Here is a 25,977-nt window from a genome sequence, read left to right on the forward strand (position 1 = left end):
ACTGTCACACCGGCGGCTCCTCCCACACCTGTAGCAGGTGAAACGACCTTTGGGAGGAGCCTCCGTGACGACCGAACCCAACCCCACCATCGCCGAGACCGCGGAGCTGTCGACGGCCGCTCCGGCCTGGCGGCTGTGGATCCTGCTCGTTTGGCACCCCACCCTCGGCCTCCCCGTCGATCCCGTCGCCGTGCTCGGCCTCGACGAGAGCCGACAGCCCGCCGAGCGGGTCGTGCGCTGGGTGCCCCTCGTCTACGAGCAGGCCGACCCCTGGCGCGAGCGCCTGGGCCAGACCACCACCAGCGAGGACATCGAGCGCTGGATCGTGCATTCCGGCGGCGCGTGCTCGCTCGAGCCGGCCGACGTCCCGGCAGGCGCGCTCGACCTCACACACGCAGCCGACCTCGTTCTTGACGAACTGCTCGCCGAGGTCATCCCTGCGCTCCCGCCGCGGGGTGACGGCTGATGGGCACGGGCAGCAAGTCCTCCCACGCCTCCTACGCGGTGGGCCCCACCACGGCGTCCGAAGCGGACGACGTAGTGGCCGAGGCGCCGGCGCAGGCGATGTCCGAGGAAGAAGTCCAAGCCAAGGCCGACCTCCTGATGGCGATGAACCTCATGGAGGAGATCGCCGACCCTCCGTTCGCCATCGACTTCGAGGACGCAGTCCCGACCGACCCGGTGGAGCGGTACGACCTATTCGTCACCCAGGTCGAGCAGGCTCAGGAGGCCATCGAGAAGCTGAAGGAAGCAGGCGCCTCCGAGGAGGAGATCGAGGCCCACACCAAGGCGCTCAAGGCGCAGACGCTCGCGTACCTGAACTCGCTCGACGAGGATGACCTGCGCGAGATCGCCGAGGCCAAGGGCTTCGAGCACCCTGCGCTGGTGGGCCTGTCCGGCAAGGGTCAGCATCCCCTGGTCCACTGGCTCGACCCCGCGTACCCGGGCGACATCCCGTCCAAGGAGAAGATCCAGGCTGCCGCGCTCAACCGGTACAACGAGTTGCTCGCCGGCAAGACGGTCGGCGGAATGACGCTCGCCGACCTGCACGAGATCGAGGGCACCGAGTCGCCCCTCAGTGGCGGCGCGTGGAAGGCCACGCCGGACGACGTCGCGGCCTCCGCCCAGGCAGTAACCGCGTCGATCGACGCCTGGAACGAGGCGTCGAAGACCTACGGGCCCCAGTGGCAGGAACAGCGGGCCGAGGCCCTGCAAACGATGCTCGCGGCCGAGCAGAAGCTGGCCTCAGCCGACTGTCCTGAGCTCGGCGAGGACCTGGCCAAGGCCAAGGCCGAGGCCAAGTTGGCGGTCGATGAGGTTCTCACGCACACGTACATGCACCCGAAGGTGGTCCAGCCCTCGGTGCAGGAGGCTCTCGCCTCGGGCCAGCTGAGCGAGACCGAGGCGATGCATCTCGGGGGCCACCAGCTTGTGGCTCTGATGCGGCCGAACACGCCCGAGAGCGAAGTGGAGTCGCTGAAGGCCCTGGCGGTCAAGCGGCAGGAGCAGCTGGCGAACCTCGACGCCGGCTACGCCGCTCACATTGCGATGGCTCCCGAGGGCGGGCAGCCGTTGAACCTGCCGTCGGCTGGCGACCCGGGCGCGCCGCAGGCGATCGCCGCGTGGGCGAAGAACGCCGGCGACGTCCAGGACATGCAGATGGACGTGAAGGGCTGGTACGCCTACACCCAGCAGGGGGGCGCCAGCGACACTCCGTACGCCGAGCACCCGGCCCTGGGACCGGGGAAGCACCTCCACTCTGGCGATCTGACGAGCGACTTCAAGGCGTGGGCCGCGAAGCAGAAGCTCTCCGACCTGCGCGCCGTCGCGGCCGAGCTGGGCATGGACAACAACGCCAAGGCCACACGGGCCCAGGTCCAGAACTACATCGCCGCGAGCTTCAACAAGAAGTACGACCAGCAGGCCATCAAGGACAAGGTCAACGCGGACGTCGCCAAGAAGGAGGCGGCCAAGGCCGCCAAGGCAGCGGGCGCGGCGGCGCCTGCGGCGAAGCCCGATGCGGGTTTGGCCTCCGACGAGGCGGTCCAAGCCCTGGCGAGCAAACTGCCATCGAACAGCACCGGCGCCAAGGCGAAGCCAACGAAGACTCCAAAGCCGGGGTCGTTCAACGCCAACGTCCAGGCCATGATGGCGGCGGTACAGCACGCCAAGGCGACCAGTCAGGACCTGCCGGCCCGTGTCGACGCCAAGGAGGTCGCGAGCTGGAACTTCGGTTCTGGCACCAAGGCGTCGAACCTGGGCGGCACGTACGCCAAGACCGTCCATGTTGGCCCTGACGGCTCGCAGTGGATGTTCAAGGCCGACCACAACCACGGCGGTGCTCTGGGGCATACCGAAGCCGCCGCGTCTCACGTCCTGTCGCTGGGCGGCGTACCGGCAGTGCCGGTGTACCACCACAAGAAGGCCGACGGCACGGCTGGCTCCATCCAGCCGCTACTCAAGGACGCCAAGCCGTTCACGTCCAGCCCGAGCCAGTGGACTCAGTTCCAGGTCGACGCGATCGTCCGGTCGCACGTCGGGTCGTGGCTCGTCGGCGAGCACGACGGTCACCAGGACAACTGGCTGGCCACGCCCTCCGGCGGGCTCGTGCAGATCGACCGCGGCCAGGCCTTCAAGCACTTCGGCGCCGACAAGCTGTCGGTCGACTACGCCCCCAGCGGCGGAGGCGGGTTCACCCCCGTCCACCAGAAGCTCTACCAGGCGGCCCTGGGCGGTGGTCTCGCCAACGGGGTCAAGATCAACCCGGCTGCCGCACACCCGGTGATCAAGAAGTTCGAGTCCATGCCGGACGCGCAGCTGCGCTCCATCCTGCACTCCACTGCGCACGAGGGCGCCAAGGCCGGCGTGGCGTGGGTGCCGCACATGCGCAGCCGAGCGGCCAAGGCCCTGAAGATCCCGCAGTCCCAGGTCACGCACGACCAGATCGCCACGGCGTTCCTCGACCACGCCGTAGAGAGGAAGAACAACTTGCGCCAGAACTTCTCCGACTTCTTCGTCAAGCAGCTGGGCCTCCCCTCCGGCGCCTCCCTCAAGCACGGCGGTGGTAACTGATGGGAACCGGATCCAAGTCGAGCCACCAGAGCTACGCGGTCAGCCCCACCGCGCTCGCCGAGGCCCCTGCCGCCCCGTTGGACATCACCAGCGCGCCGGCTGCGGGCGAGGGGACCGACCTCACGGGCGCGGCCGCGGGGGGCCAGGCGTTCGAGGTGCCCGAGCTCCCCGAGGTCGAGTCGGCTCCCCCTGCGGAACTTCCGGTCGACGAGACTCCGCCGGCGGATCTCGACGCGCTCCTGGGCGGCGCTGAATCTGCTCCCGAGCCTGTCGTGTCCGCGCCGCCGCCTGAGGACGAAGTGGAGGAGGCGTCTGCCGAGGCCGAGGGTGTCGTGGCCGAAGAGGAGCTGCAGAGCAGCGGTGAGGAGCCGGCCGACCAGGCTGTGCTGCTCCAGGCCGAGGACATCGAGGAGGTCCAGGAGGAAGAGGAGGAAACGGACCCTCCGCTGACACCGGTGCCAGCGGCGCCTCCGGTCGGCGAGCCCACCGGCACGCCGATCCTGGTGGGCGGCGACGACTTCATCAACTCCGAAGCGACCCTGGTCGCCTACGACTCTCCGGACGGGCCGCGGGAGGTGCTGCTCACGCACATCTCCGAGGAGGCCGAAGAGAAGCTCCTCGACGCGCTGAGCATCCCCGGCACGCACATGGAGGAGATCCAGGTGGAGGAGGAGGTCAAGGAGCGCCTCGACCTCGACAAGGAGAAGAAGCTGGCCGAGCTGACCAAGACCGCGGTCAGCTCGGTGCAGCACAAGCTGAAGACCGGCTCTCCGATGTCGGACGCGTCGATCGCCAAGCACCAGGCCGCCGTCGACGCTGTTTCCGCCGTCCTCAACGATCCGTCGATCAGCGACGACGAGAAGGCCATGGCCCAGCACTACATGGACCAGCTGAACGTCGTAAAGGACAAGATCGACAACGGTGGGGCGCCCATGCCGTGGATGGACGCGTACGAGGTGACCGCGACCAAGATGGTCACCAAGCAGATACCGGTGCCCAACGGGGACCCGGAACCCGGCACGCTCGCCGCGACGGTCCGCAAGGCCAGCCGGATCAAAGCGAACCTGAACCCGGAAACCGGGCAGACCTCGTGGGACGGCGTCACCCGCTCCTCCGCCAACGGCACGGAGTACGAGATCGACATGGGCGATGGCTGGAAGGCTGTCTATCGCCCCTACAAGGAGAACGATCCCAAGACCACGGAGTACTCGCTACGGGGGCAGCTCGAGGTCCATGCCCCTGCGGGCGCCGGCCACGGTAAGGACCTCGTGGAGCGGCTGGAACAGCTGCACCTGATGAACAAGCCGATGACCGCAGCCGAGGGCGAGTGGACGTACCTGGCCAACAACATCAAGGCCCAGGGGCTGGAGGGTGCCCCCGGCATGAAGGCCGCCATGGAAACGGCTCAGGGTCTCCAGGATCTCCAGGTTCAGGAAATCGTGCACCAGCGCATGGAGTCCCTCATGGGTCTCGACAGCGACGCTCTGCAGACGGCCATGAAGAGGATCCACCTGGAGGCGTCCCACAAGGTGCTGCCGATGAAGGTCGAGGTCGTCCGGGACGCCGTCGCTAAGGCCTCCGGATTCGCCAGCGGCGCCGAACTGGCGGCCAGCCCGGGCTACGAGCCGACGCCCTCGACCGGAGGGAAGTGGCTGACCTGGTCGCGCTTCGACGTGACCGGTAAGAAGGCCGAAGTCCAGGAGGCCTTCAAGGGCCGGTCTCTGACCCACAATCTCAACGGCGGCGATCTCGCCAGCCTCCTCGGAACCGGGGTCCTGGCCTCCACTGAGAAGCGGGCCGTGATGGGCATCGGCGGCGGGCTCGGCATGAGTGAGCAGGCCGACAAGATGACCGGTGGCGCCAACTCGGTGTTCCTGCGCGTCAAGAAGACGCCCTCCAAGCCGGGCGGCGGACGGCTGATCTGGGACGACCCGAGCGTGCTCATGCAGCGCAGCGACTACTACGCCTACAACGGCGACCACTACGGCGCCATCAACCCCGCGCACGGCCACTACAACGCGGGGGCGATCACCCGGGACCCGATGAAGATCGCCAAGTTCACCGGCAGCAGCAACGAGATCATGTTCCGCAACGGGATCGACCTGCTCGGGGCTGAGGCCCCCAGCCGGATCGTGTGCCACACCGCCGCGGAGCGCAGCAGCATCCTCGCCTCCCTCACCTCTCGGGGCATCACACAGCTGGGCGGGAAGCCCGTCGAGGATGTCCTGTGCACGGAAGCCGACTACTACAACTGATCAGGAGCGACTTGATGACAGCAACGCAGCAGCAGTGGCGCCAGCGGTTCTCGGACCTCATCGCCGGCAACCACAGTCCTACTGGTGACCCGGTAGACGCCGGCGCGCGCCTGGTCGTGTCGGACCCCGACGGGACGGAGGTCTTCCGCGCCGCTCTCGCTCGCCACCACCGCTTCGAGGACGACGGCGACCAGGTCGTGTGGATCAGGCCTCTGGTCGGCGGCCAGGACACCGGGAGCGGATACATGTTCAACCTCAGCCTGACTCGGCGGCGATCTCTTCCGGTGGTGCGGGCCGATCTCGTGGCCGACGGGGTGGAGATAGACCTGGCCTCGGGGCAGAAGGCGCGGATAGAGCCGGCCGACGGCCCTGAGCTTCAGGAGCTGATTCGCTGGGACGACTTCACCAACCGTCTCACCCCCGAGGAGGAGGCCGCACTCGAGCGGCTGGACGCCGACTCCTGGCACGGACGCTATGCGTGAGCGGCCTCGTCGCCGCTGCCGAAGGGCGGCCGGGGGGCGTGTTGGCATGATGTCCTCGCGGCCCGACAGCCGAGAGATGACCGGCCGGCCCCGGTGCCGGGACGGCCGGCTGGACGATGTAGACGCATGTGCCGGACCGCACTCGAGAGGAGGAGAACGATGGCAGATCGAGCACACCCGGTGACTCAACAGCGGCACGCTGCCCTGCGGAGCCCGCTGCCGGAACACGAGCGCGACCTTGCCGTCGACGTGCACTGGCTGCGTCGGCGCGCCAAGCTGTTCTCGGCCGTGTCCGGGCGCGAGTTCCACCTCGTCACTGACCTCGCGGCGTACGCCTCGGTCAGCGGCATGCCCTACCTCTCGCACTATGCCGCCCAGGTGTACCTGGGCCCGAAGTCCGCACGGTTGAAGGTTCCGTTGATGGCCATGAACCTCGGGCTGGTGACCACGCGCGAGGAGGCCGATCGCGCGCTGGCGCACGAGACCATGCACCTGGTCGTTCCTTCGTACGGACACAAGACGGCCGCCTTCGCCCGGGCTCAGCTCCTGCTCGACAAGGTCGGACAGCTCGCCGCCGCGCCGGCGTAGGTCACGTCCGCACCGAGCCGGCCGGCCATGCCGCTGTCTACCTGTACGACTCCCTATGGGCGCAGCGGCTGGCCGGCCACCCCTTCCGCATGATGTTGCTTATTTATGTTTCGATGTGTAGTTTCATTCCTGTTGGGCGGGCGATGCCGCCGACCGGAGCCGCTGTTCGCGGCCTTCGAATCAAGCCCCTGTGGCCACGACGCACACACCAGCGTGCAATCCACGGGCCCAATCCTTCTCGGAGACCCCATGCCGAGCACCATGAGGAAGCCGTTCAACTACCTCGAGACCGCGGCCGTACAGGCCGCAGTGAAGCGCGCACGGACCGGTCAGGCCGGCCAGGTCGGCCCGGACCCGGCCCTCCACAGCGAGGACGCCGAGCTGCGCTGGGTGGAGGCAGTGCTCCGCCACCGCCTCTCGCTCCACTCCCTCGACCGCCCGGTCGGCATCCGCGCTCAGAACGACGACACCCATCCGCTCGTCGCGAATGGCCGGCACTTCCCCGCGGTCGCGCTCACCATCCCCTTCGCGGACAGGACGCTGGACTTTCTCGCGACCTACAACGACCGCGGCCGCCTCACCTTCGACGTCATCGCCCCGTGCGCCCAGTGCGGCAAGCCGGTGCCCACCGAGGAGATCAACTCCCTGGAGGACTTGGGCGACTACCTCCTCCAGGCGCGCGACACGCTCGGAGGATCCCCCCGCCTCCGCACCTCCCCGGCGCACGCCACCGACTGCCTCGCGCGCGGCAACTGACCGCGCTTCCCCCTATCCCTGGCGCCCCCGGCTGTATCAGCCGGGGGCGCCCTGCATGGAGCGGTCCCTCACCATGACGACAACCATTCCTCCCGCCGGCGCCGACTAACGGTCAGGGCCTCGTGCAGGATGAACCGCTTGCGGGAGTCCAGCTGACTGCGTTCCTCGGCCAGCTCGGTCAGCGAGCCGACGCGGCGTTCGCGGACCAGGTTCACCACCTGCTGGATCCACCAGGTCGGCCAGTAGGTGTGGGCGCCCCGCTGGGTGTGAGCGAACAGAGTCCACTGGAACTCGGCCCTCACCAGCGGCGACAGCCCCTGGAGATTGATCGTGCCAGCCCGCGAGACGGGGTGCGTGGTCTTGCACCAGCACAGGAACGCGGCCTTGTCCCCGTAGAGGATCGGGACGGGACGGCCGACCTTCTCGAAGCGGTTGAACCACTTCGGCGGCCGCATGGCCTGGCCGGGGCTGCCCTCCGCCTCGTAACGGATCTCATGGACCCGGCAGAGCCCGAGCGGGCTGCCGGACAAGGACTGGCAGGAGGCGACGATGCAGTCACCGTAGCCGTGGAACGGCTCGGTCTGCGTCGCGAGCCAGTCCTCGAAGGCCAGACCGGGCTCCGTAGCGGAGGCCTTCTTCCAGCGGCTGTTGTGCGCCAGACACAGCTCCAGCCCGTGGTGGCGAGCCGGACGGACCAGACAGATCCGGCAGACCGGGGGCTCGCCCGCCCGGTCGTAGAACTTCGCGGGCTTCGCGTCGCGCAGGAACTCGCGGCGCGTCAGCTGCGGGCTCGCCTGGCGGCCGCGGTCCCACTCCATCTTGTGGGGATGGCACAGATCGCGGGCATTGGTGCGCGAGTGGTGGCAGTCCTCCACCCGACAGCGCCATCCGAAGACCGGGTGCTCGGCGGGGACATGGATCAGTGCCTCGCGGAAGAGCGGCTCGACGTGCGGGCCGCCGAGCAGAGCGGTCAGCACCTCCAGGCGGTCCCTGGTCTCCCGGCGGCGGGCCGGGTCGACGACGGTGTGCAGCGGCAGCAGGGTGTCACTCACTGCATCTCACCCCACGCCGTCAGCAAGGCCGAGCTGAAGCCGGGGTCGTTGACATCGACGTGCGCGTAGATCTCATCGACCGTCTGCGTCGAGGCCCAGCCGCCGGCGTCCCGGACGATGACGAGATTGCCGTCCGCGGCGTCCAGTACTGCGTTCGCCCAGGTGTGGCGGAACATGTGTGGGCGGATCAGGCCGAGACCGGCGCGGAAGCCGGCCCGCTTGAGCATCTTGCGGGCGCCCTCGGGCGCCCAGGGCAGTCCCATGTCGGGCCCGTGCTGCTGGACCAGCAGCATCCCGTGGGTTGCGCCGCGCGGGTACTCGCTCATCATGTAGTCGAAGTAGGCGTGGATCATCGCCGGACTGACCCGCTTGATCAGACCGCCCCGGATCACTCCGTCCTCGAACTCCCAGGGCCACTTCGTCTTCGCGCGGGCATCGGTGACCAGGCCGTCGCGGTGGCAGACGTGCGCGTGCGGGGCCCGGCACTCGCCGCAGGCCGCGTTCTCGCGCAGGTGCAGGTCGGCGAGGTGGAGGCCGCAGAACTCTCCGATGCGCAGGCCGCCGTCGCTCAGCCACTCCACGGTCATGCGGTCGCGGGCCGAGTTCACCTCCTCCAGCAGGGCCTCGCGGGCTCCCTCCGGCAGCATCTTCTTGTGCCGACGCCGCAGTTCCTTCGGCGCGAGCGGGTTTGCGTCCATGCTCCGCTTGAGGTGGCCCAGCATCGCGCGGTCCTTGTCGCGCTGGGTGGGCAGCCGTTCCAGGTCCAGGGCCTCGGCGAGGGCCGCGTTGATGCCCAGCTCGGCCTGCCGCAGGTAGAAGCCCTTCAGACAGGCAGCGGCACCCCGCAGAGCATCGTTTTGATACGGGCGCTTGCCCACCCGCCACGGCGATCCGTACGGCATCGGAACCGTCGCCCCGACCGCCTTCATGTACCGCTGGAGATCCCGGAAGCCCACGGTCTCGGGGGTCAGCCCTTCAAATTCCAGCCACCGCAGGTGGTCGACGAGCAGATACGCGTACGTCCGGTCCGAGCCCCTGCCCGCGTACGAGGCGAGGTACCGCTCCGCTGCCGGATGCAGCCCGCTCATCGAGTCGAAGATGGTGTACGAACGACTGCCATTCCGGTGCCGTACCTTCTGCACCCTGAGCTGACCCATTGCCAGTCTCTGTGCCATGTGTCCTCCATGCCGACTGTGCTGACATCGCGAACATCACGACGCCGGTCGGCAAACGAGGTCGTGATGTCCCCGGTCACAGCCCTCTACGGACATCACGAACAGCACTCTCCTAGGCAGGAAAACTCAAGAAACAGGGGCGGGAGACCTTCGGCAGTCTTCAGCGAGCGCGCGACGAGAAGCTGCGCGCCAAGAACGAACGTGCGGGCCAGAGGTTCGCGCTGGCGCACTAAATCCCGCGGGGGTGTCTTCGGGGCCGGGTGGACATACGCCCGGCCCCGAAGACACCCCCGTCGGCGTGCGGCGGCACGCGGGCACGTTGCGTATTGTTCTCTCGGGATGTACTTTAGTGCCTCCCCCTGCGCGATCGAGGGCCGGCGCCGTCTTTGAACCGATGATGCTGGCTCCACCTCGAGTTCGACCGACCAGGTCCCCACCCGCGGGACCATGACCACGGCCTGCGGGTCCACTGCCGGTCCGACAAGGAGTAACGGTGATTCCCGCCGACGCAGATGAACTGGTGACTACACAGGACATCGCGGAGAAGTACCAGGCCAACGAGGCCACGGTGACCTACTGGACCACGCTCCCGGGCTTCCCAGAGGGCTGGCCCGCCGGCCCTGGGCGGACCCTGGTGCGCGAAGCAGCTGAGGTGGACGCCTGGTTGAAGGAAAACCTTCCGGTCCACTGGGCGAAAGGGCAAGACTCGGACAACCCGTTCGGCCTGCCCGCCGGCGGCCCGAAGGACCTGGTGACTCTGTCGGACATCTGTGCCTGGGAGGGCAAGGCCCTCGGGCGGACGGAGCCAGTGCCGGAAGGCACCCTGCGCAGTTACATGTCCAAGAAGCCGCCGAAGATGCCCGGCCCTGACCGCGTGCCCGGAGACGGGAAAACGCCGGAGGTCACGGAGCGGATGTGGTTTCGCGAGACGGCCTACGCGTTCGTGAACCGTCCGCGGCGCATGCGCCGGCAGACGAAGGCCGAGGAACCGCCGGCCGGCGAGCAGACCCCTGCAGCCGGCAGCGCGCTGCCCAGCCGTTCAGCCACCGCGCGCACGGGGCACCTGGACGCCCATGCCATCGCGACCACGTACGGCGTCAGCGGGCAGACGGCCCGGGGGTGGATCCGCGCTGCAGGATTCCCCAAGGCCGACGAACTCGGCTACAGCGCGGCCGAGGTGGACGAGTGGATGCGCGAGAATCGCCAGCGGACTTGGGCCAAGGCCCAGCGCCGCGCAGAGCTGTCCGGCCATGCGTGGGCCGGATCATCGGCAACCGACGAGGACGCCGCCGTCTCGAGGGAGCTCGCCGAGCCGACGGCCTCGGCAGAGCCGGCTGCCGAGGCGCAGGGCGAGCAGGCGCACCTCACCGCAGAGATGATCGGTCCGCGGTATGGCGTTTCCGAGTACACCGGCCTCCAATGGACCAACGTCAAGGAGAAGCGCGAGAGAGGCAAGGTCGTTCGCCAGGCCTTCCCGGCGCCGCGGCGTACGCAGCCGCGTATGTACGACCCGCGCGAGGTCGACGCGTGGGTCGAGAAGCACCGTCCGCATGTCTGGGCGGCTTTCAAGGGAACCGGGCCGGCGCTGGTCCATGAACTGCCCGAAGGGGATCCACGGGACCTGCTGGACATCGACGACTTCGCCGAGGTGCTGGGCATGGCCACCCGTGGCGAGGCCCTCGTACGCGAGACGGTCCACGCTTACCACTCCCGGGGACAAATCCCGTTCGCCGACCGGACTGCGGGTGACGGCAAGAAGCCTCGGGTCTTTCAAGATCATTGGTACCGGGAGACGGTCTACAGGTTCGTCCTCAGCCGCAGGGGGCCCGGCCGCTTCGGCCCCAGGAGCTAGGAAGCCTCCATGGCCTTGTCCCGTGGAGCGTCTACCTGCTCGTGACCGGGTCGCTGAGCCGGCCTGACAACCCGGTCGGCAGGGCAGACGGCCACTTGAAGCGCGAGAGCCCGCCAGTCAGACGACTGGCGGGCTCTCGGCTTTCGCGTACTGCTGCATGCGGCCGTGCCAAGGTGAGGTCCGATCGGGGACACGGCTGCGATGTCGTGCGTACCGACGGGGGCTCGGCAAGAGCCGTGATGCGGTGGATCCATTCGCGGCCTGCCTCATGCGTCGTTCCCGTCCGCTCGGGGTGACCGTCACCAGTTTCTGTCCTTGGCAGGGACGTCGCCCATAGGGCACCGCTGGGCGCGGTCTCCGGGTGGAGGCCGCGCCCAGCGGTATGGCGCCCCGGGTCAGGTGCGCTTCCGGAAGAAGCGGCGGCGAGGGCGGGGCTTCGGCGGGTTCGGCGGCTGCCCTGCCAGCTCGTAGACGGCGTTGTGGAGCTGCGGGTGCGCCAGGAGGGACCAGTGCTTGCCCAGGGCCTCCCAGACTTCCGTCAGGGCGGTGCGGGGGTCGGTTCCCAGGAGCGTGCTGTAGGCGGCCGCCACGGCGGGGGTGCGCGAGCGGCCCGCAACGCAGTGGACGAAGACCCGCTTGCCCTCCTTGCGGAGGCGGAGAATCTGGCGTGCCGCCTGGTCGAGGGCGTAGTGAAGGTTGGGGTTCTCGCCTTCCTTGTCGACCAGCCAGACGCGGACGTGCTCGACGGCGGCGTGGGAGAAGATCGGCCCCTGTCCGACGCGGCACAGCGACACGACCGCATCGACGGGCGGTGCGCCAGCGAACTCGGTCTCGGTCATGGGGAGGTTGCCGATCAGGACGCCAGGGTCGGCGGGGTGCCGCGCGACGTAGCCCTTTCCGGCGTATCCGGGGATCTTGACGCGCGGGGCCGAGGGCCAGCCGTCACCGTCGTCCATGCCCTTGCGTGCGGTCAGGACGGCCAGGCGGACGAGATCGGGGCCGGACATCGTGGGCCAGCCGTTCACGGCCTGCTGCCAGGCGAGGGGGATGGCCGAGACGCCCCAGCGCGCGCCCAGGAGGGCGCCTGCGATCGCGGCTACGGTGTCCGTGTCGTTGCCCGCCCGGACGGCCGCTTCGGTGGCGAGCTGGAAGTGCTGGGCGGGGAACGATCCACGCTCCGGTGCCAGCTCGGGAACGGGCGTGCGGGTGATGGCGGACCACGCGGCCTGGAGGGCGGTGACGACGTACCCGTTGCGGTCCCAGTGGTGCGGCGGGTTCGCCTCCGCCTCGTCCAGCCTCGCGTGCCAGATCTCCTGCCGGTCCTCGGGAAGCAGCGCGATGCCGTCACGGACGCCGTCGAAGGTTCCTTCCAGCACGGCGACCCGGATGCCTGAGCACCACAGGATGCACGCCTCAATGCACTCGGGGTCGCTGTGGGTGAGGGAGCTGATCATGGTGGCGGCCCTGACCATTCCGTCCACGTCGTCCAGGTAGGCGAGGGCGACGACGCCGGTCCGCATGAGCGAGCCGTTGCCCGCGCTGAACCGGGTGCGGGCGGTGTAGGCGTCAGCTTCCGCCGTCATGGCCTGGGCGGGCGTGCCCGTCTTGTGGGTTTTCGCGGCGCGAAGGACGCTGCTGGTCTGGTTTCCGATGTCGGTGGCGCCCCCGTCGCGCCAGAGGTGGAAGTTGCGGGCGATCTGGTCGAGTGCGGTCTGGCTGGTGAGGTCGGTGCCGGTGGAGGCGACGGCGGCGATGCACACGTGCATCTGGGTGTCGTCGGAGTACTCACCGGGCTTGTAGGGACCCAGGCCGCCGCCGATCATGGCGGGCCGTTCCTCGGCGCCCAGTCGGCGGGCGAACTCGTAGGGCACGCCGAGGGCGTCACCGCACGCAGCACCGAGGAGGACGCCGGCTGCGCGGTCGGTGGCGTGGACATTGAGCGGGTGCGACGCCGGGGCCAGGGTGGGGGTCATGGAGTCAACAGGCTTCGTCTTCACGGGTGTTCTCCCGAGGTCATGTGCTGCGTGCGTGGTCTGAGAAGGGCGGGGGCGGGGAGCGCGGCGTCAACTCGCTTCGCGCTCAAACCCGCTGTCGCTACGTCAGAATGGCACGGCCGAACAGCTTTCGTCAACATGACGATTAACGTTGCGTGTTCTCTTTTCAATGTGTACTGTGATTGCTGTCGGAGGCGCTCGAACCGTCCTGGGTGACGCGCCCCCATTCCTTTCGTCGGCACCGCGCCCTGAATGTCAGCGGCCCTATGTCCGGCATCGAAGTGCACGCCAACTCACAGGAGTTACGCCATGAACAAGGCCCAGCTCATCGACGCGATCGCGGACAAGATGGGCGGCCGCCAGCAGGCCGCCGACGCTGTCGACCACGTGCTCGACGCCATCGTCCGCGCTGTCGTTGCCGGAGATCGCGTCTCCGTTACCGGATTCGGCTCGTTCGAGAAGGTCAACCGGCCGGCCCGCTACGCCCGCAACCCCCAGACCGGCGAGAGGGTGCTGGTCAAGAAGACCTCCATCCCCCGCTTCCGGGCCGGGCAGGGCTTCAAGGACCTGGTCAGCGGCGCCAAGAAGCTCCCCAAGGGCGAGGTCTCCGTCAAGAAGGCCCCCAAGGGAAGCCTCACCGGCGGCGCCCCCGCCGTGATGAAGAAGGCAACGGTCAAGAAGGCCACCCCGAAGAAGGCGGGAGCAGCGGCCAAGAAGACGGGCCCGGCCATGAAGGCCGGGGCGAAGAAGCCCGTCAAGACCTTCTCCAAGAAGGCGCTCGCCTGATCAGCCGTTGCCGGATCCCACCCTCCCGGCGTTCCTGCTCGACGGCCGGGCGCTGATGCGCCCGGCCGGACCGGAGAGATCCTGATGAACTACCTCGTGATCGACGGCGCCCGCGTCGTCTCTGCTCACCGTACTCTGGCCTCTGCCCGCTCATCGGAGCAGCAGGAGCTCGGGTCCAGCACCGAACCCGGCCCACTGCTGGACGGCGAACCGGCCTGGTGGTCGCGGACTCGGCGCAACGGCGGTGTCGCTGAGCTCGGCATCCTTCGGAGCGACGCGACCGAGCTCGGCTTCCGCTTCGAACTGCGCGCCTGCCAGGCCCCGGCCGGCTCTTGCCGTCATAGCCCATGCGGCACCTACACCACGTGGGCCGTGAGCCGCTGCTACGAGCTGCTCAGCAAGCTCGCCGCGTTCGTGCCCCTGTCGTGGATCTGGGTCGGGAAGCGCAGCGACGACCCTCGCGGCGACGCCCCGCAGTTCCTCGCCGAGGGCTGGGCCCTCATCGACCGCCTGACCGCAGAGATGCAGGAATCCCTGCGGGTCGTCGAGTTGTTGCCGGCCGACACCCGAACCCTGGACGAGCGGGCCCAGGCAGCTCACGCCCTTGTCGTACGGTTCCTGGCAGGGCACTTCGGCCCCGCGCCCGAACCGGAGTCCGTTGTTGTCCGGCCGGTCCTCCACGGCCAGGACCTGCACCTGCGACTTGACCCGTTCTCAGCGGACCTTCCCATCTGCGGCACCGTCTTGTCGGGCCGTGGCACTGACGCCACCGGCGCCGAACTGAACGCACACGCCTGTGACCAGTGCTTCGGGCGCGCCCCCATCGACCCGCCCCCGGTTCTCACCGCCGCCGAGTACGAGGCGTGGACCGCGTACATCCACCAGTCCGGCTCGTGACCGGCGAATCGAGGAGGACTCCCTTCGTGTCCGAGGATTCAGCCGCCGTGCGCACCAACTCGCCCAAGCAGCAGGCACTTCGCCTGCTCCGCCGCAGGTCCTTCAGGGCCGGGTACCTGGCGCAAGTGATCGATCTTGCCGTACGGGAGGTGGTCCGTAGCCAGTTCGACGAACCCGACGAGCGCGAAGCGACCCAAGTCCAGCAGCGGCTGACCCGCTACGCCGCGAACGGGCAGCCCGGCGCCACCGAGCTGGCCCGCGCCATGCTGGACGTCAAACACGCCATAGACCTTGTGCGGCACGGGCACTACCGAGCTACCACCGTTCCCGAGAGCGGACCCGCCACAACCGTCTCAGCGGAGCAACTGCTTGAGCTGATCACCGAGGCCGGCCGTGACCGCGTGCTCGCGGCGCAGGGCGGAGCACTGGTTCTCCTCGCCGAGGACGAGGAGACCAGCACCGTCTACCGACCGGTGTCCGCAGCGGAGGCGAATGCACTGCGGCAGGCAGCGCGGAGCGCCAAAGAGGAGGCGATCCGCCTCTACGAAAGCGCAGTTGAGACGCTGCGACCGCACGTACGCATGGCCGACTGGAGCAAGAACGACGGTTACGGAGTCGCCGTCGACGTGGTGAACGGAGAAGTGTCGGTGCAGTGGTGGCCGGCCTCGCTGCCCCAGTCCCAGGAGCTGTGGGAGCGGGGCGGAATCCGGGCGCTCTGCGCGGCGCTGCTGTCAGCCAGGTTCACCGTGTCCGAACGAAATGAAAGGGCACCCCACCTCCTCGTGTTGCGCATTTAGTTTTCAATGTGTAGTGTGGTGTTGTCTGGTTGATCAGCCGTTCATCCCTCACAGCCCGTACGTCGGTCCTCGCCGGCGCCATGAGGGCGGCCGCCAGGCCACCACACAGCTGCGCGGCGAATCCCGCAGCCTCATCTCACCGCCCCGGGCCGCCGAATCGCCCGCCTCGTACTGGGAGACCGCCATGGGTATGAGCAGCCCCCACCCGCGCCGGACGCCGCCCCTCGACACCCTCAGAGAACTGGTGCCGGGCGCCGAGCTCATCAAGGTCCGCGCCAACCCCAACAACTGGGACCAGGCCATGCTCCTCGCCGCGTACACCTGGCCGCAGCACCAGGGCGACCGCCTGGTCCCCCTCGAACACGGCGCCTACCCCGACAGCTCGCACCACACCGCACTGACCATCGGCGAGTTCCTCAGCCGGTACCGGCAGCTCCCCGTCGTGCGTGTGCTCCAAGCCAGCGCCGCCGCCTACACCTTCCTCGTCGAACTCGCCCGCCCCTCCTGGGAGCTCTCCGGCGGTGATTCCCAGTGAGCGCCCCGGCGATCCCCGCAACGTGCGCGCACCGCCCCACCCACGGGGGTCTGGTGGTCCCGTACGTCTCGTTCGAGCACAACGGACTGCCGGTCTTCGGCGGCCTCGACCCGGACAAGCGAGCCCGGGCCTTCGAGAACGGCCTGTGCCAGATCTGCGAAAGCCCTCTCGGGCGGTGGTTCTACGTGCTGGTCCGTCCAATGGACGTGAGCGTCGGGCACGCGCCAGAACCGGGACTCCACCCGCCGTGCCTGATGTATTCGGAGAAGGCGTGCCCGATGCTCAACGGCACCAGCGCCACCTACCGGCCGGGCGGCGTCATCGCCCAGCACCCGGCGGGCCGCCCGTGCGACGACCCGGCCTGTTCCTGCCCAGCGACGGCCCCCACAGCGGAATCCCAGGTGCGGGCCGGGCGCAAGGCCGACGACTGGGACGCCTGGATGCTCTCAGCAGACCAGTACGAGCTGCGCCGAGACGCCCACAGCACCGCCGTGGGCATCCAGCTTCCTTCCGACCCCAAGCGCATCCGCCGCGTGCGGATCTCCCCCGAGCGCGAGCGCGGCCTTGCCCTGATCACAGCGCTCCTGGAACTGGGCGCGTAGCCCTCCCCCTTCCATGCCCAGCGGGCCCGCCCATGCCCGCCGGGCGCTGCACCAACGAGGATGACCATGCTTGCTGAGCGCTTCCGCCCCTCCGACATCGAAAGCCTGGTGCGCATCGCCGGCACCCTGGCCCACTCACCGTCCGCGGCTGAACTGCCGCCGCACTACCGTGAGCTCGCCCAGCGCGTTCACGCCGAGATCGTCGCCGAAGCCGCCGGCCGCCGGTCCCCGGCCTCCTCCGCACTCCTGGGGCCCCGCCCGGGCGAGCAGGTCTGGATGCTGCGCATCTGGACCCGCCACGAGGAGACCACGGAGCCGTACGCCACGAAGGGCGCCGCGCTCGCGGAGCTCGCCGCGCACGTGCGCAGCAGCTGGGACAACGTAGGCGGCCAGGGCGACGTGCCGGAAGAGCCTCCGGCCGACGACGCTGAGGCCATCGACCTCTACTACGGCCCCGACGGCGACGCGGTGCCCGATCAGGGCTACGAGCTGTATCCCGAGGAGATCAGACGGCAGCAGCGCTCGCGGACAGTACCCCTGAACTTCCACTTTCCCGACGACGTGACAGCCGAGGCCCTCAACCGCCGCGCGGTCTTCTACGCCGCCGACGACGACGGACCGTCGTGCAGCGAGGTGGCTGGCGTACTCGTCTTCGGCTACCTGGACGCCAAGGACGGCGTCGTGCGGGTCTCGGTCCACACCGACAGCGCCGACCCCGAGCACGTCGTCCGGCCGGACGGGACCGTGCCGCTGCGCGTCGTCGTCGACGACACCGTCGTCTTCGACGACAGCAACCACCACGCCCCGCACCCCCCTGTGCTGGAGCAGCTCCTGGACGCGGCCGACCCGGAGCAGGAAGCGGTGGTCTACTCGCTGGCGGTCTCGGCGGGGCTGATGTGGAGCTGCCCGAGGTGCCGGTGGTCCAACCCGCGGGCGACGGAACGGTGCGCACGCCCCGGCTGCGGACGCAAGGCCAAGGCGGTGGCGATCGATTCGCAGGCAGCCGCACTCCCGGCGCCGACTCTCACGCTGGAGGGACCGCGATGACCGTCAAGACCTATCCGCCGGCGCCCAAGCACCTCCGGGCCGCGTGCGCTCACCCTCAGGGGCACCTCACGTCACACGGCAGCCGTGCAACGCTCCAGGCCTACCTGGACGACGGCCTGGTCTACCGCAACGACGCCGACGGCTACCGGCTGCCAGCGGAGACGGCGCAGGCGCACGGCGTCGGACCGTACGTCATCACCGGCGCCGGGCGGCGGGCGATCCTGAACGAATCGCAGTTGGCGGCCATCGATTCCGCTGACGAGGACGGCGCGCTGCGGAACGTCAGCTGGCCCACCGCCGCCGCCCTCGCCCGCCTCGCCCTCGTCGAGTACCGGGACGCCACCGGCACCCCGCAGCCCACCGACGGCGACGACGGCCGCACTGGCCCGAAGCACCGGCCTTTCCTCACCCCGGCGGGCGTCGAGGCCGCACGCGCCTCGAAACCCCAGCCCTGATCCCCCGCTCCCCCGGTGGGTGCGGCCTCCCCGCCGCACCCGCCCTGGTCTCCGCAGGTACGCGCCCATGACTTCCCTCACCCTGTTCGATCCCGACCTCGACGAGGCCAGCCTCACAACGTCGCCCGGCGGGGCGGCTCCGGCCGAGGTTGCCTCCGCGGAGGCTCTGCAATCCTTCCGCGCGACGAAGCACAAGTCGCTGAACTTCGGTCTCGGCGTCGACTCGACGGCCCTGGTCCTGGCGATCATCGACGATCCAACCGCCTTCGGGATCGCCGAGGACTTCTCCGACTTCTCGATCGTGACGGCGATGACCGGGTTCGTTCTCTAGCCAGTCTCAGCGTGTTGCTCTGCCGCCGCCCCGCGGCGCGAGAGCAGGGAGGGTGACCGCAGTCTCACTAGATGTGGGGGGTGTGAGTGTTCTGTGACGGGCCGTAGCCTTAGGGGGTGTTCTTGACCTATGTCGATGAAAGCCACTCTCGTGGCATCTACTTCCTGGGCGCCCTGATGTGCCCCGAGTCTGAGGCCATCCCTCTCGCCGAGGCCCTTGACAATGTTGTCGAGAAGGCGATGGATGACCACGGCGGCTTCCGTCCGGAGACGGAACTCCATGGATATGACATATTCCAGGGCAAGAAGGACTTCGCTCACCTGGCCAACAAGCCCAGGGCTCGCATCGGGATCTATGCCGGCGCCCTGCAGGCGATCGCCGATCACGACGTCAAGATCATCCTCAGGGGCGTGAACGTCACTCGCCTCGAGCGTCGATATGGACCGAACCATGACGAACCGCACTCGATCGTCCTCACTCACTTGCTGGAGCGGGTCGACATGCTCGCGGAACGCAGGGATGAACTGGCGCTGATCATCGCCGACGAATGCGACGGCCAGGACCAGTATCGAGATGACCTTCGGATGTATCGAACGGCGGGGACGTGGGGTTATAGGTCCCGGAAGATCACTCGCGTCGTTGACACGATGCACTTCGCGTCTTCCGCAGCGAGCCGGCTTCTCCAGGCTGCGGATCTGGTGACCTTTCTGCATCACCGCATCCAGACCGGTGCTGACGCCGACCCCCGAGCCAAGCGCGCCAACGAGGAACTATGGAGCCGCGTTGCGCCCAAAGTGCACCACCAGGGAACGTGGATGCCCTGACGCACGAAGGCCCCGCTCGTTGGCGGGGCCTAAGGCTGGACGGGCGACCGTTCTCACAGCCACCTGCGAGACACAAGATTAGCAGGTTTTGTAAGGTTCCGGGAACACGACATCCGGCCAATGTTGGGTTTGACCTGGGGTTTCGTCCTCGCAAGTCACCCAAGTCACTCTGGTTTCAGAACACGCGCAGGGAAGGCATATGTGCCCAGGATGTGCCCCTCGACTCGGGTCCGACCTTTGGCCAAGGCTGCACGTCAACGGCTTCTTCTTGGGGCCAGCGGACGCGGGGATCGCTGACCAGTCGGTCTCTCCCGACGCTGCTGCGGGGCTGCCGGTAGCGCGGTGACACCGAGTGCAGCGTCTCTGGCGGCGATTGCCTCGTCGCGCACCGCGATGGCCGAGGCCCGTTCTCTCGCCAGCTGTTCGATCATGACCGCGTAGGTGCCCACCAGCTCCGTCAGCTGCCGCTTCTCCTTGCGGAGGCGGGCCAGCTCCTCGCGGAGCTTGTCGAGCTCGGCCTCGGCCTTCTTGACCGGCTCGCTCTTGTGCCGAGCGGCCTTGAACTCCGCCTGGTACTTGGCCATCAGCTTGTTCGGATACTTGTGCGTCAGCAGCCACCGCTTGACCTGGGCTTCCTCGGCCAAGTCCAGGATGGTGAGCTTGCCCGAGGAGTGCAGCGGCGTCCCGGCCAGCAGCCTGTCGGCGGCCGTCCGCAGCTTGACGCACAACTCCTGCGGCGGATCCGGCTCAGGGCTCACGTCGCGCCTCCCTTGGGCCGTCCGCGTTCATGCTCGGCAATGAGGCTCTCCAGATGGGCAAGGCGCCTGCGTTCGCGTCCGTAGCGGATCTTCGGGCTGGCCTCGTCGGCGACGATGAGTCTCAGCTCGGCGGCCTCGGCCCTCAGTTCGTCGATGTTCTCCTCGGTGCGGGCGATGTTGCGGCAGGCCGGCCGGCACCCGTCGGTGTCGGGGGTGACCCGGGCGTCATCGAGTGCGGGCTCCAGCTCGCAAAGCGCCGTCGGGAAGGCGAAGACGCAGGTCATGCCCTTGCCCGGGTAGATCTGCAGCGAGGGGTTCGCCATGACGTGCCGGGCTTCCTGGCCCGTGCGAAGCACCCGCCCGTGGAACTTCGTCGCCCCGCCCGTCACCCGGGACCGGTAGGTGTCTGCCGCCGGACCGCTGACGTGCTCACCGGCCTTCAGGCGCCGGTCGGCCTCCTCCAGGTCCTCCAGCCGGGTCAGCCACCGTTCGAACGCGAGATCGTCGGGGAACCCGGACGCGTAGTTGCCCGCGTATCCCTGCGTGATCTGAACGCGCAGGTGCCCGTACTGAATCGCCGCGGCGACCATTCCGCGCGGGCGACGGCAGATGAACCATGCCAGCGTGCGGCGGAGCCGCGAGATCGTCAGCGGCTTCGGGTCAGGAGGGATCACGTCGCTGCGGCCCCGCCGGTGGCAGAAGTCGTTGACCCAGGTCACGAAGCGGTTCAAGTCCTCGTTGGTCGACCCGAAGGTGCGGGCCCCGCCCTCGCGCGGATTGGGCCCGTCCACCACCAACCAGACCGGGAAGAGGACGTCCGCATCGTGGAGGCGTTCGAGGACACCGATGGCCGTGGCCACCAACTCGGCGGCGATCCAGGGCTCGTCGCGGAACTGGCCCTCGGGGATCTTGGCCCCTTTCTCGTCCCGGGCGCCTTTCCACTTGCGGCCGTGGATCTCCCACAGTTTCGTCACCGTGTCCCGCCGCAGATTGAGCGCCTCCCCCGGACGACACCCGGTCAGGTAGGCGATCAGCAAGAAGCACGCCGTGGACAGTGTCCGCGCCAGCACCTTGACCTCGCTGTAGGGGATGCCGGTCATCCAGGGCTCGCCGTCCAGCAACCCCTTCGGCCGGACCGCCATGAAGGTGCCGTGTGCGATGCGAAGCCCGGAGGTCAGGAACATGCGCTGGTAGTGCCAATGCTTCGTCCGCAGCGACCAGGGGTCGATGTCCAGCAGCTTGGCCAGGAAGGGCCAGTCCGGCTCCCAGGTGCCGTCCTCCTTCTGCCGCCCCGGAAGATCGCGGCCGGTCTCCCGGAACGAGGCGATCAGCTTCTCGACCTCCGGGGTGGCCCCGGCCCTGCCCGGGGTGCGGACCCGGCGGTGCGGGCCGGGGCTGTAGCGGCCCGGCTTGAGACCGAACAGCGGCCGGAACTCCTCAAGGGCCGCAATGATGTCGTCGGCGAAGTCCTCGACGAACCGTGCCGCCCAGAGCACGGTCATGGTCATCGTGGCTTCCTGGATGCGTGCGGTGGAGTTCTCCCGGTCCCGCTGGGACTTCCCCAACAGGATCCGGGAGTCCTTCCCGCCCCAAGGAGGGGCCTCCGGCAGCCGGCCCTCCGGCGGCAACAGGTCACGGAAGGCCCAGAACCGGCGAACCGCCTGCAGCACATCGCTGCGGTAGCCGTGGGTGAGTTCCGCGTCCCGGACAGCGTCGAGGAAGTCCTCCAGGTCCTCGCTCGTCACCTCCGAGACCGTCGCGAAGCCGTGCAGCTCCAGCCAGTCCAGCAGGACGCGCAGGAGCCGAAGCTGGGCGACCATGGTGTAGACGGCCAGACGCCCGTCGATATTCGCCCGGCGAAGGACCGGCAGGTCCTCGTCGCAGTTGAGCTCCTGCCAGATGTAGATCTTGGCGATCTCGAAGAACCGCTCGGGCACCAGGGCGAAGTTGAGGCTCACGGCACCTAGGTGATCCTCGAAGATCCCCGGCCGCAGATTCCATCGCATGTCGGCCAGCACCGACAGCTTCGTGCGGTCGGTGCCCGGACGCAGGCTCCTTCGCTCCAGCACCAGGGTGCCGGGTCCCGGCAGCGCAGGCTGTGCCTTCTTCGGTGCGTCTTCCGCGGTCATCGCTCGTCCAGCTCCCCGTCCAAAAGCCGCCGCACCAGCTCACGTTCGGCGTCGCCCGCCTGTTCCCGGGCCTTGCTCACCGCCCGCTTGCCGGCCCGCCGCAGAAGGTCCTCCAGCTGGAAGAAAGGCAGTGCGAACCGCTCGGCCCAGCGCAGGGCCGTCATGTGCGTGCGCCGCTCGTCGATCATGTCGAGGGCGACCGTCTGCACCACGAGATGGTGCGGCATCGCGCGGGCGCACGGGCAGTCCAGACACTTCAGGAACGACGCCCGACACGGTGCCCCGGAAGGACTGTGCGGGCTGTTGGTGTTGTCGGTGCAGGCGGCCAGGACCGTGTCGGCGTCCCGGGCAACAAGCAGCCGCATCATCTCCGTGCTCACCCCGAGCCGCTTGGCCACCGGCTCCGGGTCCCGCAGGGCCTCAGCGACGTCCTCCCGGCTCAGCTGCTGGATGCGGCCCGCAGTGCGGGCCTTGACGACTTCCTTCTCCAGCACGTCGGCGACGACCTTCTGGTACTCGCGCAGGCTCGTCTTGTCGCGCCGCAAATAGGTGTCCGCGAGCGTCTGCGTCGTGTGCGCGACCGGCTTCTGTTCCCGCGCCGAGTGCGTGACGCGCATCCGCCCGGTGCCCACGATCAGCCGTTGCGGCCCGCCGTCCTCGTCCGGCTCGTCAGCAATCAGGTTCAGCTCGGCGCCCCAGGCCCCGACAGCGGAGAGCGACAGCTGATCCCGATACCCCGGGCCGTTCTTGTGACGGCGTTTGACCACGGTGCCCTGCCTGGGCCGGGGCCCTCCGGCCTTGGGAATCCAGTAGACTAGCAGGCGGTCGCTGCCCATGTTCCGCCGTGCCGGGGCGGTCAGCTCCAGCGCCAGCATGTAGAGGCCGAACGCCGTGTGCAGCTCGTCCCGTGCCGACAGCACCCCTTCCTCCTGCGGTGCCGCCGCCCACGACGGCAGGTCGCTCAACGCCGCCGTCATGTAGCGGCGCCGGCCTCGCCGCGGCTTGCTCAGATCGACCTGAACCGTGGACACCGGCCCGGCGCCCCCGTCCGTGCGGTGGAAGGCGGCCGGCGCCTTGATGATGGTCGAACCGTTCTCGCCGGTCAGCCGCACCAGCAGAATCGTGATTGCGGCCGTCTCCTGCACGTTCAGATGCAGCTGCTTCATCAGCTCCATCACGGTGCCGTGCCGGGCGACCCAGGGCGCTGTCCCGTTGTCCCACTTGTTGCGCGGCAGCTCACGGCCGCTCTCCACCATGTCGAGGATCGAGCCGTACTCGAACAGGTCCGGATCCGCCTCCTGCGTGATCTCGCCGCGACGCCATCGCTCCAGCAGTTCGCGGGCCTTGCGGATCCGGGCGGCTGCCGCCCGCACCGTCTTCCGCGCGGCGTCCAGGATCGCCTTCTCCTCAGCAGGGCTGTAGCTGCCCCGCGAAGTGATCTTCTCCCGGCGGTCCGGCACCCACTCCGAACACTTCGCGGCGAACTGCGGGGTCAGCCCCTCCACGTGCACCAGCAAGGACCGCAGCAGGCCCAGCATCATCCCGGCGGTCGGCGCGTCCCCCTTGCTCAGCAGGAACTCCTTCAGGTGCCGCGGCGCCAGCTCGGCCGGCGCCGTAGGGGGCCGCTCGTCCTTGATCAAGAGCTTGACGAAGGCGTTCAGCTGCCGGAAGGCGTTGTTCGCGCCTCCGGTGCCATTGATCTGCCCGCCCGGTCCCACGTGCGCGTCGAAGGCGCGGGCGAACGCCTCCTGCAGCGGGCGGGCCACCGCAAAGGTGGTGAAGTCGTAGTCGATCACGTCACCGTCCAGCTCGGAGAAGAACCGGACCCGGCACTCTCCGTCGTCCATAAACAGCCGCTGCGGCGGGGTGTAGCCCGCCTCCGGCATCCCCGCCGACCGGCCCGGACTCACGAGGACACCACCGGATCGCCCAGCACCCGCCGGTCGGCGCCGTAGACGGCCGCCATCAGATCAGCGATGCCGCTGCTGCCCGCGTGCAGCAGCAGGATCTCCAGTTCAAGGGCCTCGAACGGCTCCAAGTAGATCTCCTTGGTGGTGCGCTGGTCCGCGTGCCCGAGCATCAGCCGCACCAGGTCCCAGGTAGAGCCGAACTCGTAGCGCAGATCCCGCAGTTCCTCGCCGTCCAGGTGCGCGAACTTCTTGTCGAACAACAGCCGGCCCACCGAGAACCAGCGCAGAGCGCAACTGTGCCGCAGCATGTGCGGAGCACCGGCGAAGCCCTCCAGGCCCAGGCCGCGCAGCCGCTTGTTGGCCTCGGTGAACACGTGCTCCCACCCGTGCGGATCCCGCGGCAGCCCGTCCTCGTTCAGCCAGAGCGCGACCGGCTCCAGCCCCTGCGGCGTCTCCCGCAGCAGCCGGCGCCGCTCCAGGGGCGTCAGCGAGTCCAGCGGCACCTCGCTCACCAAGCCGTCCTGCGTGACCAGGCGTGCCCGCCGGTCCGGCAGCATCCGCGTCAGCAGCCGGGCCCCGGCGATCTGCTCGTAGCGGCCCGCTGCCCGAGCCCGGCGAACCGCAGTCGCGCGAGCGCCCTCGCAGTAGTCGAGCACCGGCAACAGGGCCTTCCGCGACATCCAGTACCTGCGCGCGACATCGCCCTTGGCGCACTTCTCGGCCATGTGGCAGGTGTAGAAACCGCGGCTGGGATCGTCCGGCGGAAGCTCCACCAGCAGCAACGAGCCACCCTCCTCCAGCCGTAGCGCGGTGCCGTAGAGGAGGTCGGCGAAGGCCGCGTTGCGCTGCCCGTTGCGGCCCCGCCACCCGAGATCCTCATCCCCTTCCAGCGTGAGCCCGAGCAGTCCGCAGTCCCGATACCGCTCGAAGCCGGCCGGATCGAACCACTTCACGTCCCGGTCCCGCGTGGCCTTCGGGGCGGTCACGGGCTTCTCCGCCTGCGTGCCGTCACGGCGCTTGCCGCGGGTGCGTCGCGTCCGGATCGGATTGGAGACCTGATACTCGCTGGCCGCCCACAGGTAGAATAGCCGGATCACCGTGAGGTCATCGCCGTAGGTGCCGCTCTCGACGGGCCGCGGGTTGCGCTCGTCCAGCGTCCGCCAGGTCTTGAACGCCTCCTCGGCGGTCGGCTCGACGTCGTCCCACGGTTGGCCGTAGGCCCACAGGAAGCTGAGCCACACCACCAGGCTGTACGCGTACTTCTTCCACGTCGTCGGCGCGAGCCCGCGAATGTCGTCGCTGTCGAACCACCGGTTCACCCGAAGATCCGGGGCGCCCAGGGGGTCGAGAAGGAAGGGCTGCCCCGCCCTCCGCGAACGAGCCGCCGAACGCTCCAGCACGTCCCGGTGCTGCAACACGACCGGATCCGTGTATGCGAGGGGAAGATCCACGCTTTCCCCGTGAAAGAAGACCCTCCATCTCACCTGTCGGATCTTGCAGAACCCCACGTCACGCCAGGACCGCTACGGCCAGCGTTCACCCAAACGAGCTACACCCTTCGCGCCGATCCCGAGCAACACGGATGTGCAACAACACGTAACTGGATAGAGAACGTAGGAGTTTCCCGACACGATCGCCGACGTCGAGAGCCACGTTCTCCCGCTGCTCCGGAGTAAGGGC

22 protein-coding genes and 1 pseudogene are annotated in these 25,977 nt (G+C 68.7%); 16 read left to right on the top strand and 7 right to left on the bottom strand.

Annotated features, from left to right (window positions below):
* The first annotated feature begins 64 nt into the window (after window positions 1-64).
* From AB0C59_RS05575 to AB0C59_RS05600, 6 genes are all read left to right on the top strand, one after another.
* On the top strand, window positions 65-466 hold the full coding sequence (locus tag AB0C59_RS05575) for a hypothetical protein (protein ID WP_355272877.1): 402 nt from the start codon (window positions 65-67) through the stop codon (window positions 464-466).
* Window positions 466-3,072, top strand: coding sequence for a hypothetical protein (locus AB0C59_RS05580; protein ID WP_355272874.1), 2,607 nt, complete (start codon window positions 466-468; stop codon window positions 3,070-3,072). The genes AB0C59_RS05575 and AB0C59_RS05580 overlap by 1 nt, the downstream gene beginning before the upstream one ends.
* A complete protein-coding gene (locus AB0C59_RS05585; protein ID WP_355272871.1) occupies window positions 3,072-5,327 on the top strand; it encodes a hypothetical protein in 2,256 nt (751 codons plus the stop codon). The genes AB0C59_RS05580 and AB0C59_RS05585 overlap by 1 nt, the downstream gene beginning before the upstream one ends.
* A gap of 14 nt (window positions 5,328-5,341) precedes the next feature.
* Window positions 5,342-5,809 carry a hypothetical protein gene (locus AB0C59_RS05590; RefSeq protein WP_355272868.1) on the top strand — a complete coding sequence of 156 codons (468 nt, stop codon included), beginning with the start codon at window positions 5,342-5,344 and terminating at the stop codon, window positions 5,807-5,809.
* A gap of 159 nt (window positions 5,810-5,968) precedes the next feature.
* On the top strand, window positions 5,969-6,397 hold the full coding sequence (locus tag AB0C59_RS05595) for a hypothetical protein (protein ID WP_355272866.1): 429 nt from the start codon (window positions 5,969-5,971) through the stop codon (window positions 6,395-6,397).
* Between the two features lie 249 nt (window positions 6,398-6,646).
* The gene (locus AB0C59_RS05600; RefSeq protein ID WP_355272863.1) at window positions 6,647-7,153 is read left to right on the top strand and encodes a hypothetical protein; all 507 of its coding nucleotides are present in this window, start codon (window positions 6,647-6,649) and stop codon (window positions 7,151-7,153) included.
* A 68-nt stretch (window positions 7,154-7,221) separates the two neighbouring features.
* Here AB0C59_RS05600 and AB0C59_RS05605 read toward each other — a convergent pair whose 3' ends face one another.
* Both AB0C59_RS05605 and AB0C59_RS05610 read right to left on the bottom strand, forming a co-directional pair.
* Window positions 7,222-8,205 carry a hypothetical protein gene (locus tag AB0C59_RS05605; protein WP_363001293.1) on the bottom strand — a complete coding sequence of 328 codons (984 nt, stop codon included), beginning with the start codon at window positions 8,203-8,205 and terminating at the stop codon, window positions 7,222-7,224.
* Window positions 8,202-9,380 carry a tyrosine-type recombinase/integrase gene (locus tag AB0C59_RS05610; RefSeq protein ID WP_363001295.1) on the bottom strand — a complete coding sequence of 393 codons (1,179 nt, stop codon included), beginning with the start codon at window positions 9,378-9,380 and terminating at the stop codon, window positions 8,202-8,204. The genes AB0C59_RS05605 and AB0C59_RS05610 overlap by 4 nt, the downstream gene beginning before the upstream one ends.
* A 493-nt stretch (window positions 9,381-9,873) precedes the next feature.
* Here AB0C59_RS05610 and AB0C59_RS05615 point away from each other — a divergent pair, with 493 nt between their 5' ends.
* Window positions 9,874-11,232, top strand: a complete 1,359-nt coding sequence (locus AB0C59_RS05615) for a hypothetical protein (RefSeq protein ID WP_355272855.1) — start codon at window positions 9,874-9,876, stop codon at window positions 11,230-11,232.
* Between the two features lie 395 nt (window positions 11,233-11,627).
* Here AB0C59_RS05615 and AB0C59_RS05620 read toward each other — a convergent pair whose 3' ends face one another.
* Window positions 11,628-13,229, bottom strand: a complete 1,602-nt coding sequence (locus AB0C59_RS05620; RefSeq protein WP_363001297.1) for an ADP-ribosylglycohydrolase family protein — start codon at window positions 13,227-13,229, stop codon at window positions 11,628-11,630.
* Window positions 13,230-13,535: 306 nt separating this feature from the next.
* Between AB0C59_RS05620 and AB0C59_RS05625 the strand changes: the two are divergent.
* The 9 genes and pseudogenes from AB0C59_RS05625 to AB0C59_RS05665 all read left to right on the top strand — a co-directional run.
* Window positions 13,536-13,976 (top strand): annotated as a pseudogene (locus AB0C59_RS05625) (HU family DNA-binding protein); the annotation flags it as partial.
* A gap of 120 nt (window positions 13,977-14,096) precedes the next feature.
* The gene (locus AB0C59_RS05630; protein WP_355272850.1) at window positions 14,097-14,909 is read left to right on the top strand and encodes a hypothetical protein; all 813 of its coding nucleotides are present in this window, start codon (window positions 14,097-14,099) and stop codon (window positions 14,907-14,909) included.
* Between the two features lie 26 nt (window positions 14,910-14,935).
* A complete protein-coding gene (locus tag AB0C59_RS05635; RefSeq protein ID WP_355272847.1) occupies window positions 14,936-15,706 on the top strand; it encodes a hypothetical protein in 771 nt (256 codons plus the stop codon).
* Between the two features lie 190 nt (window positions 15,707-15,896).
* Entirely contained in the window at window positions 15,897-16,241 is a 345-nt protein-coding gene (locus AB0C59_RS05640) for a hypothetical protein (protein WP_355272844.1), read from the top strand.
* The gene (locus AB0C59_RS05645) at window positions 16,238-16,843 is read left to right on the top strand and encodes a hypothetical protein (protein ID WP_355272841.1); all 606 of its coding nucleotides are present in this window, start codon (window positions 16,238-16,240) and stop codon (window positions 16,841-16,843) included. Before AB0C59_RS05640 ends, AB0C59_RS05645 begins: the two co-directional genes overlap by 4 nt.
* A gap of 66 nt (window positions 16,844-16,909) precedes the next feature.
* Window positions 16,910-17,890, top strand: coding sequence for a hypothetical protein (locus tag AB0C59_RS05650; protein ID WP_355272838.1), 981 nt, complete (start codon window positions 16,910-16,912; stop codon window positions 17,888-17,890).
* Entirely contained in the window at window positions 17,887-18,345 is a 459-nt protein-coding gene (locus tag AB0C59_RS05655) for a hypothetical protein (RefSeq protein ID WP_033226252.1), read from the top strand. The genes AB0C59_RS05650 and AB0C59_RS05655 overlap by 4 nt, the downstream gene beginning before the upstream one ends.
* A 67-nt stretch (window positions 18,346-18,412) precedes the next feature.
* Complete coding sequence (locus AB0C59_RS05660) at window positions 18,413-18,676, top strand: hypothetical protein (protein ID WP_363001300.1); 264 nt, start codon at window positions 18,413-18,415, stop codon at window positions 18,674-18,676.
* 116 nt (window positions 18,677-18,792) lie between these two features.
* Window positions 18,793-19,500, top strand: a complete 708-nt coding sequence (locus AB0C59_RS05665; RefSeq protein ID WP_261719548.1) for a DUF3800 domain-containing protein — start codon at window positions 18,793-18,795, stop codon at window positions 19,498-19,500.
* A gap of 254 nt (window positions 19,501-19,754) precedes the next feature.
* Here the strand turns inward: AB0C59_RS05665 and AB0C59_RS05670 are convergent, their stop codons facing one another.
* The 4 genes from AB0C59_RS05670 to AB0C59_RS05685 are packed head-to-tail and all read right to left on the bottom strand — an operon-like array spanning window position 19,755 to window position 25,715.
* Complete coding sequence (locus AB0C59_RS05670; RefSeq protein WP_261719547.1) at window positions 19,755-20,258, bottom strand: hypothetical protein; 504 nt, start codon at window positions 20,256-20,258, stop codon at window positions 19,755-19,757.
* A complete protein-coding gene (locus tag AB0C59_RS05675) occupies window positions 20,255-22,387 on the bottom strand; it encodes a hypothetical protein (protein ID WP_363001302.1) in 2,133 nt (710 codons plus the stop codon). The genes AB0C59_RS05670 and AB0C59_RS05675 overlap by 4 nt, the downstream gene beginning before the upstream one ends.
* On the bottom strand, window positions 22,384-24,297 hold the full coding sequence (locus AB0C59_RS05680) for a hypothetical protein (protein WP_261719545.1): 1,914 nt from the start codon (window positions 24,295-24,297) through the stop codon (window positions 22,384-22,386). The genes AB0C59_RS05675 and AB0C59_RS05680 overlap by 4 nt, the downstream gene beginning before the upstream one ends.
* Complete coding sequence (locus AB0C59_RS05685) at window positions 24,294-25,715, bottom strand: hypothetical protein (RefSeq protein ID WP_363001304.1); 1,422 nt, start codon at window positions 25,713-25,715, stop codon at window positions 24,294-24,296. Before AB0C59_RS05685 ends, AB0C59_RS05680 begins: the two co-directional genes overlap by 4 nt.
* Window positions 25,716-25,977: the final 262 nt, after the last annotated feature.

Origin of the sequence: Streptomyces sp. NPDC048664 (genome assembly GCF_040650555.1) — a bacterium.
In the GTDB taxonomy this organism is placed as follows: domain Bacteria; phylum Actinomycetota; class Actinomycetes; order Streptomycetales; family Streptomycetaceae; genus Streptomyces.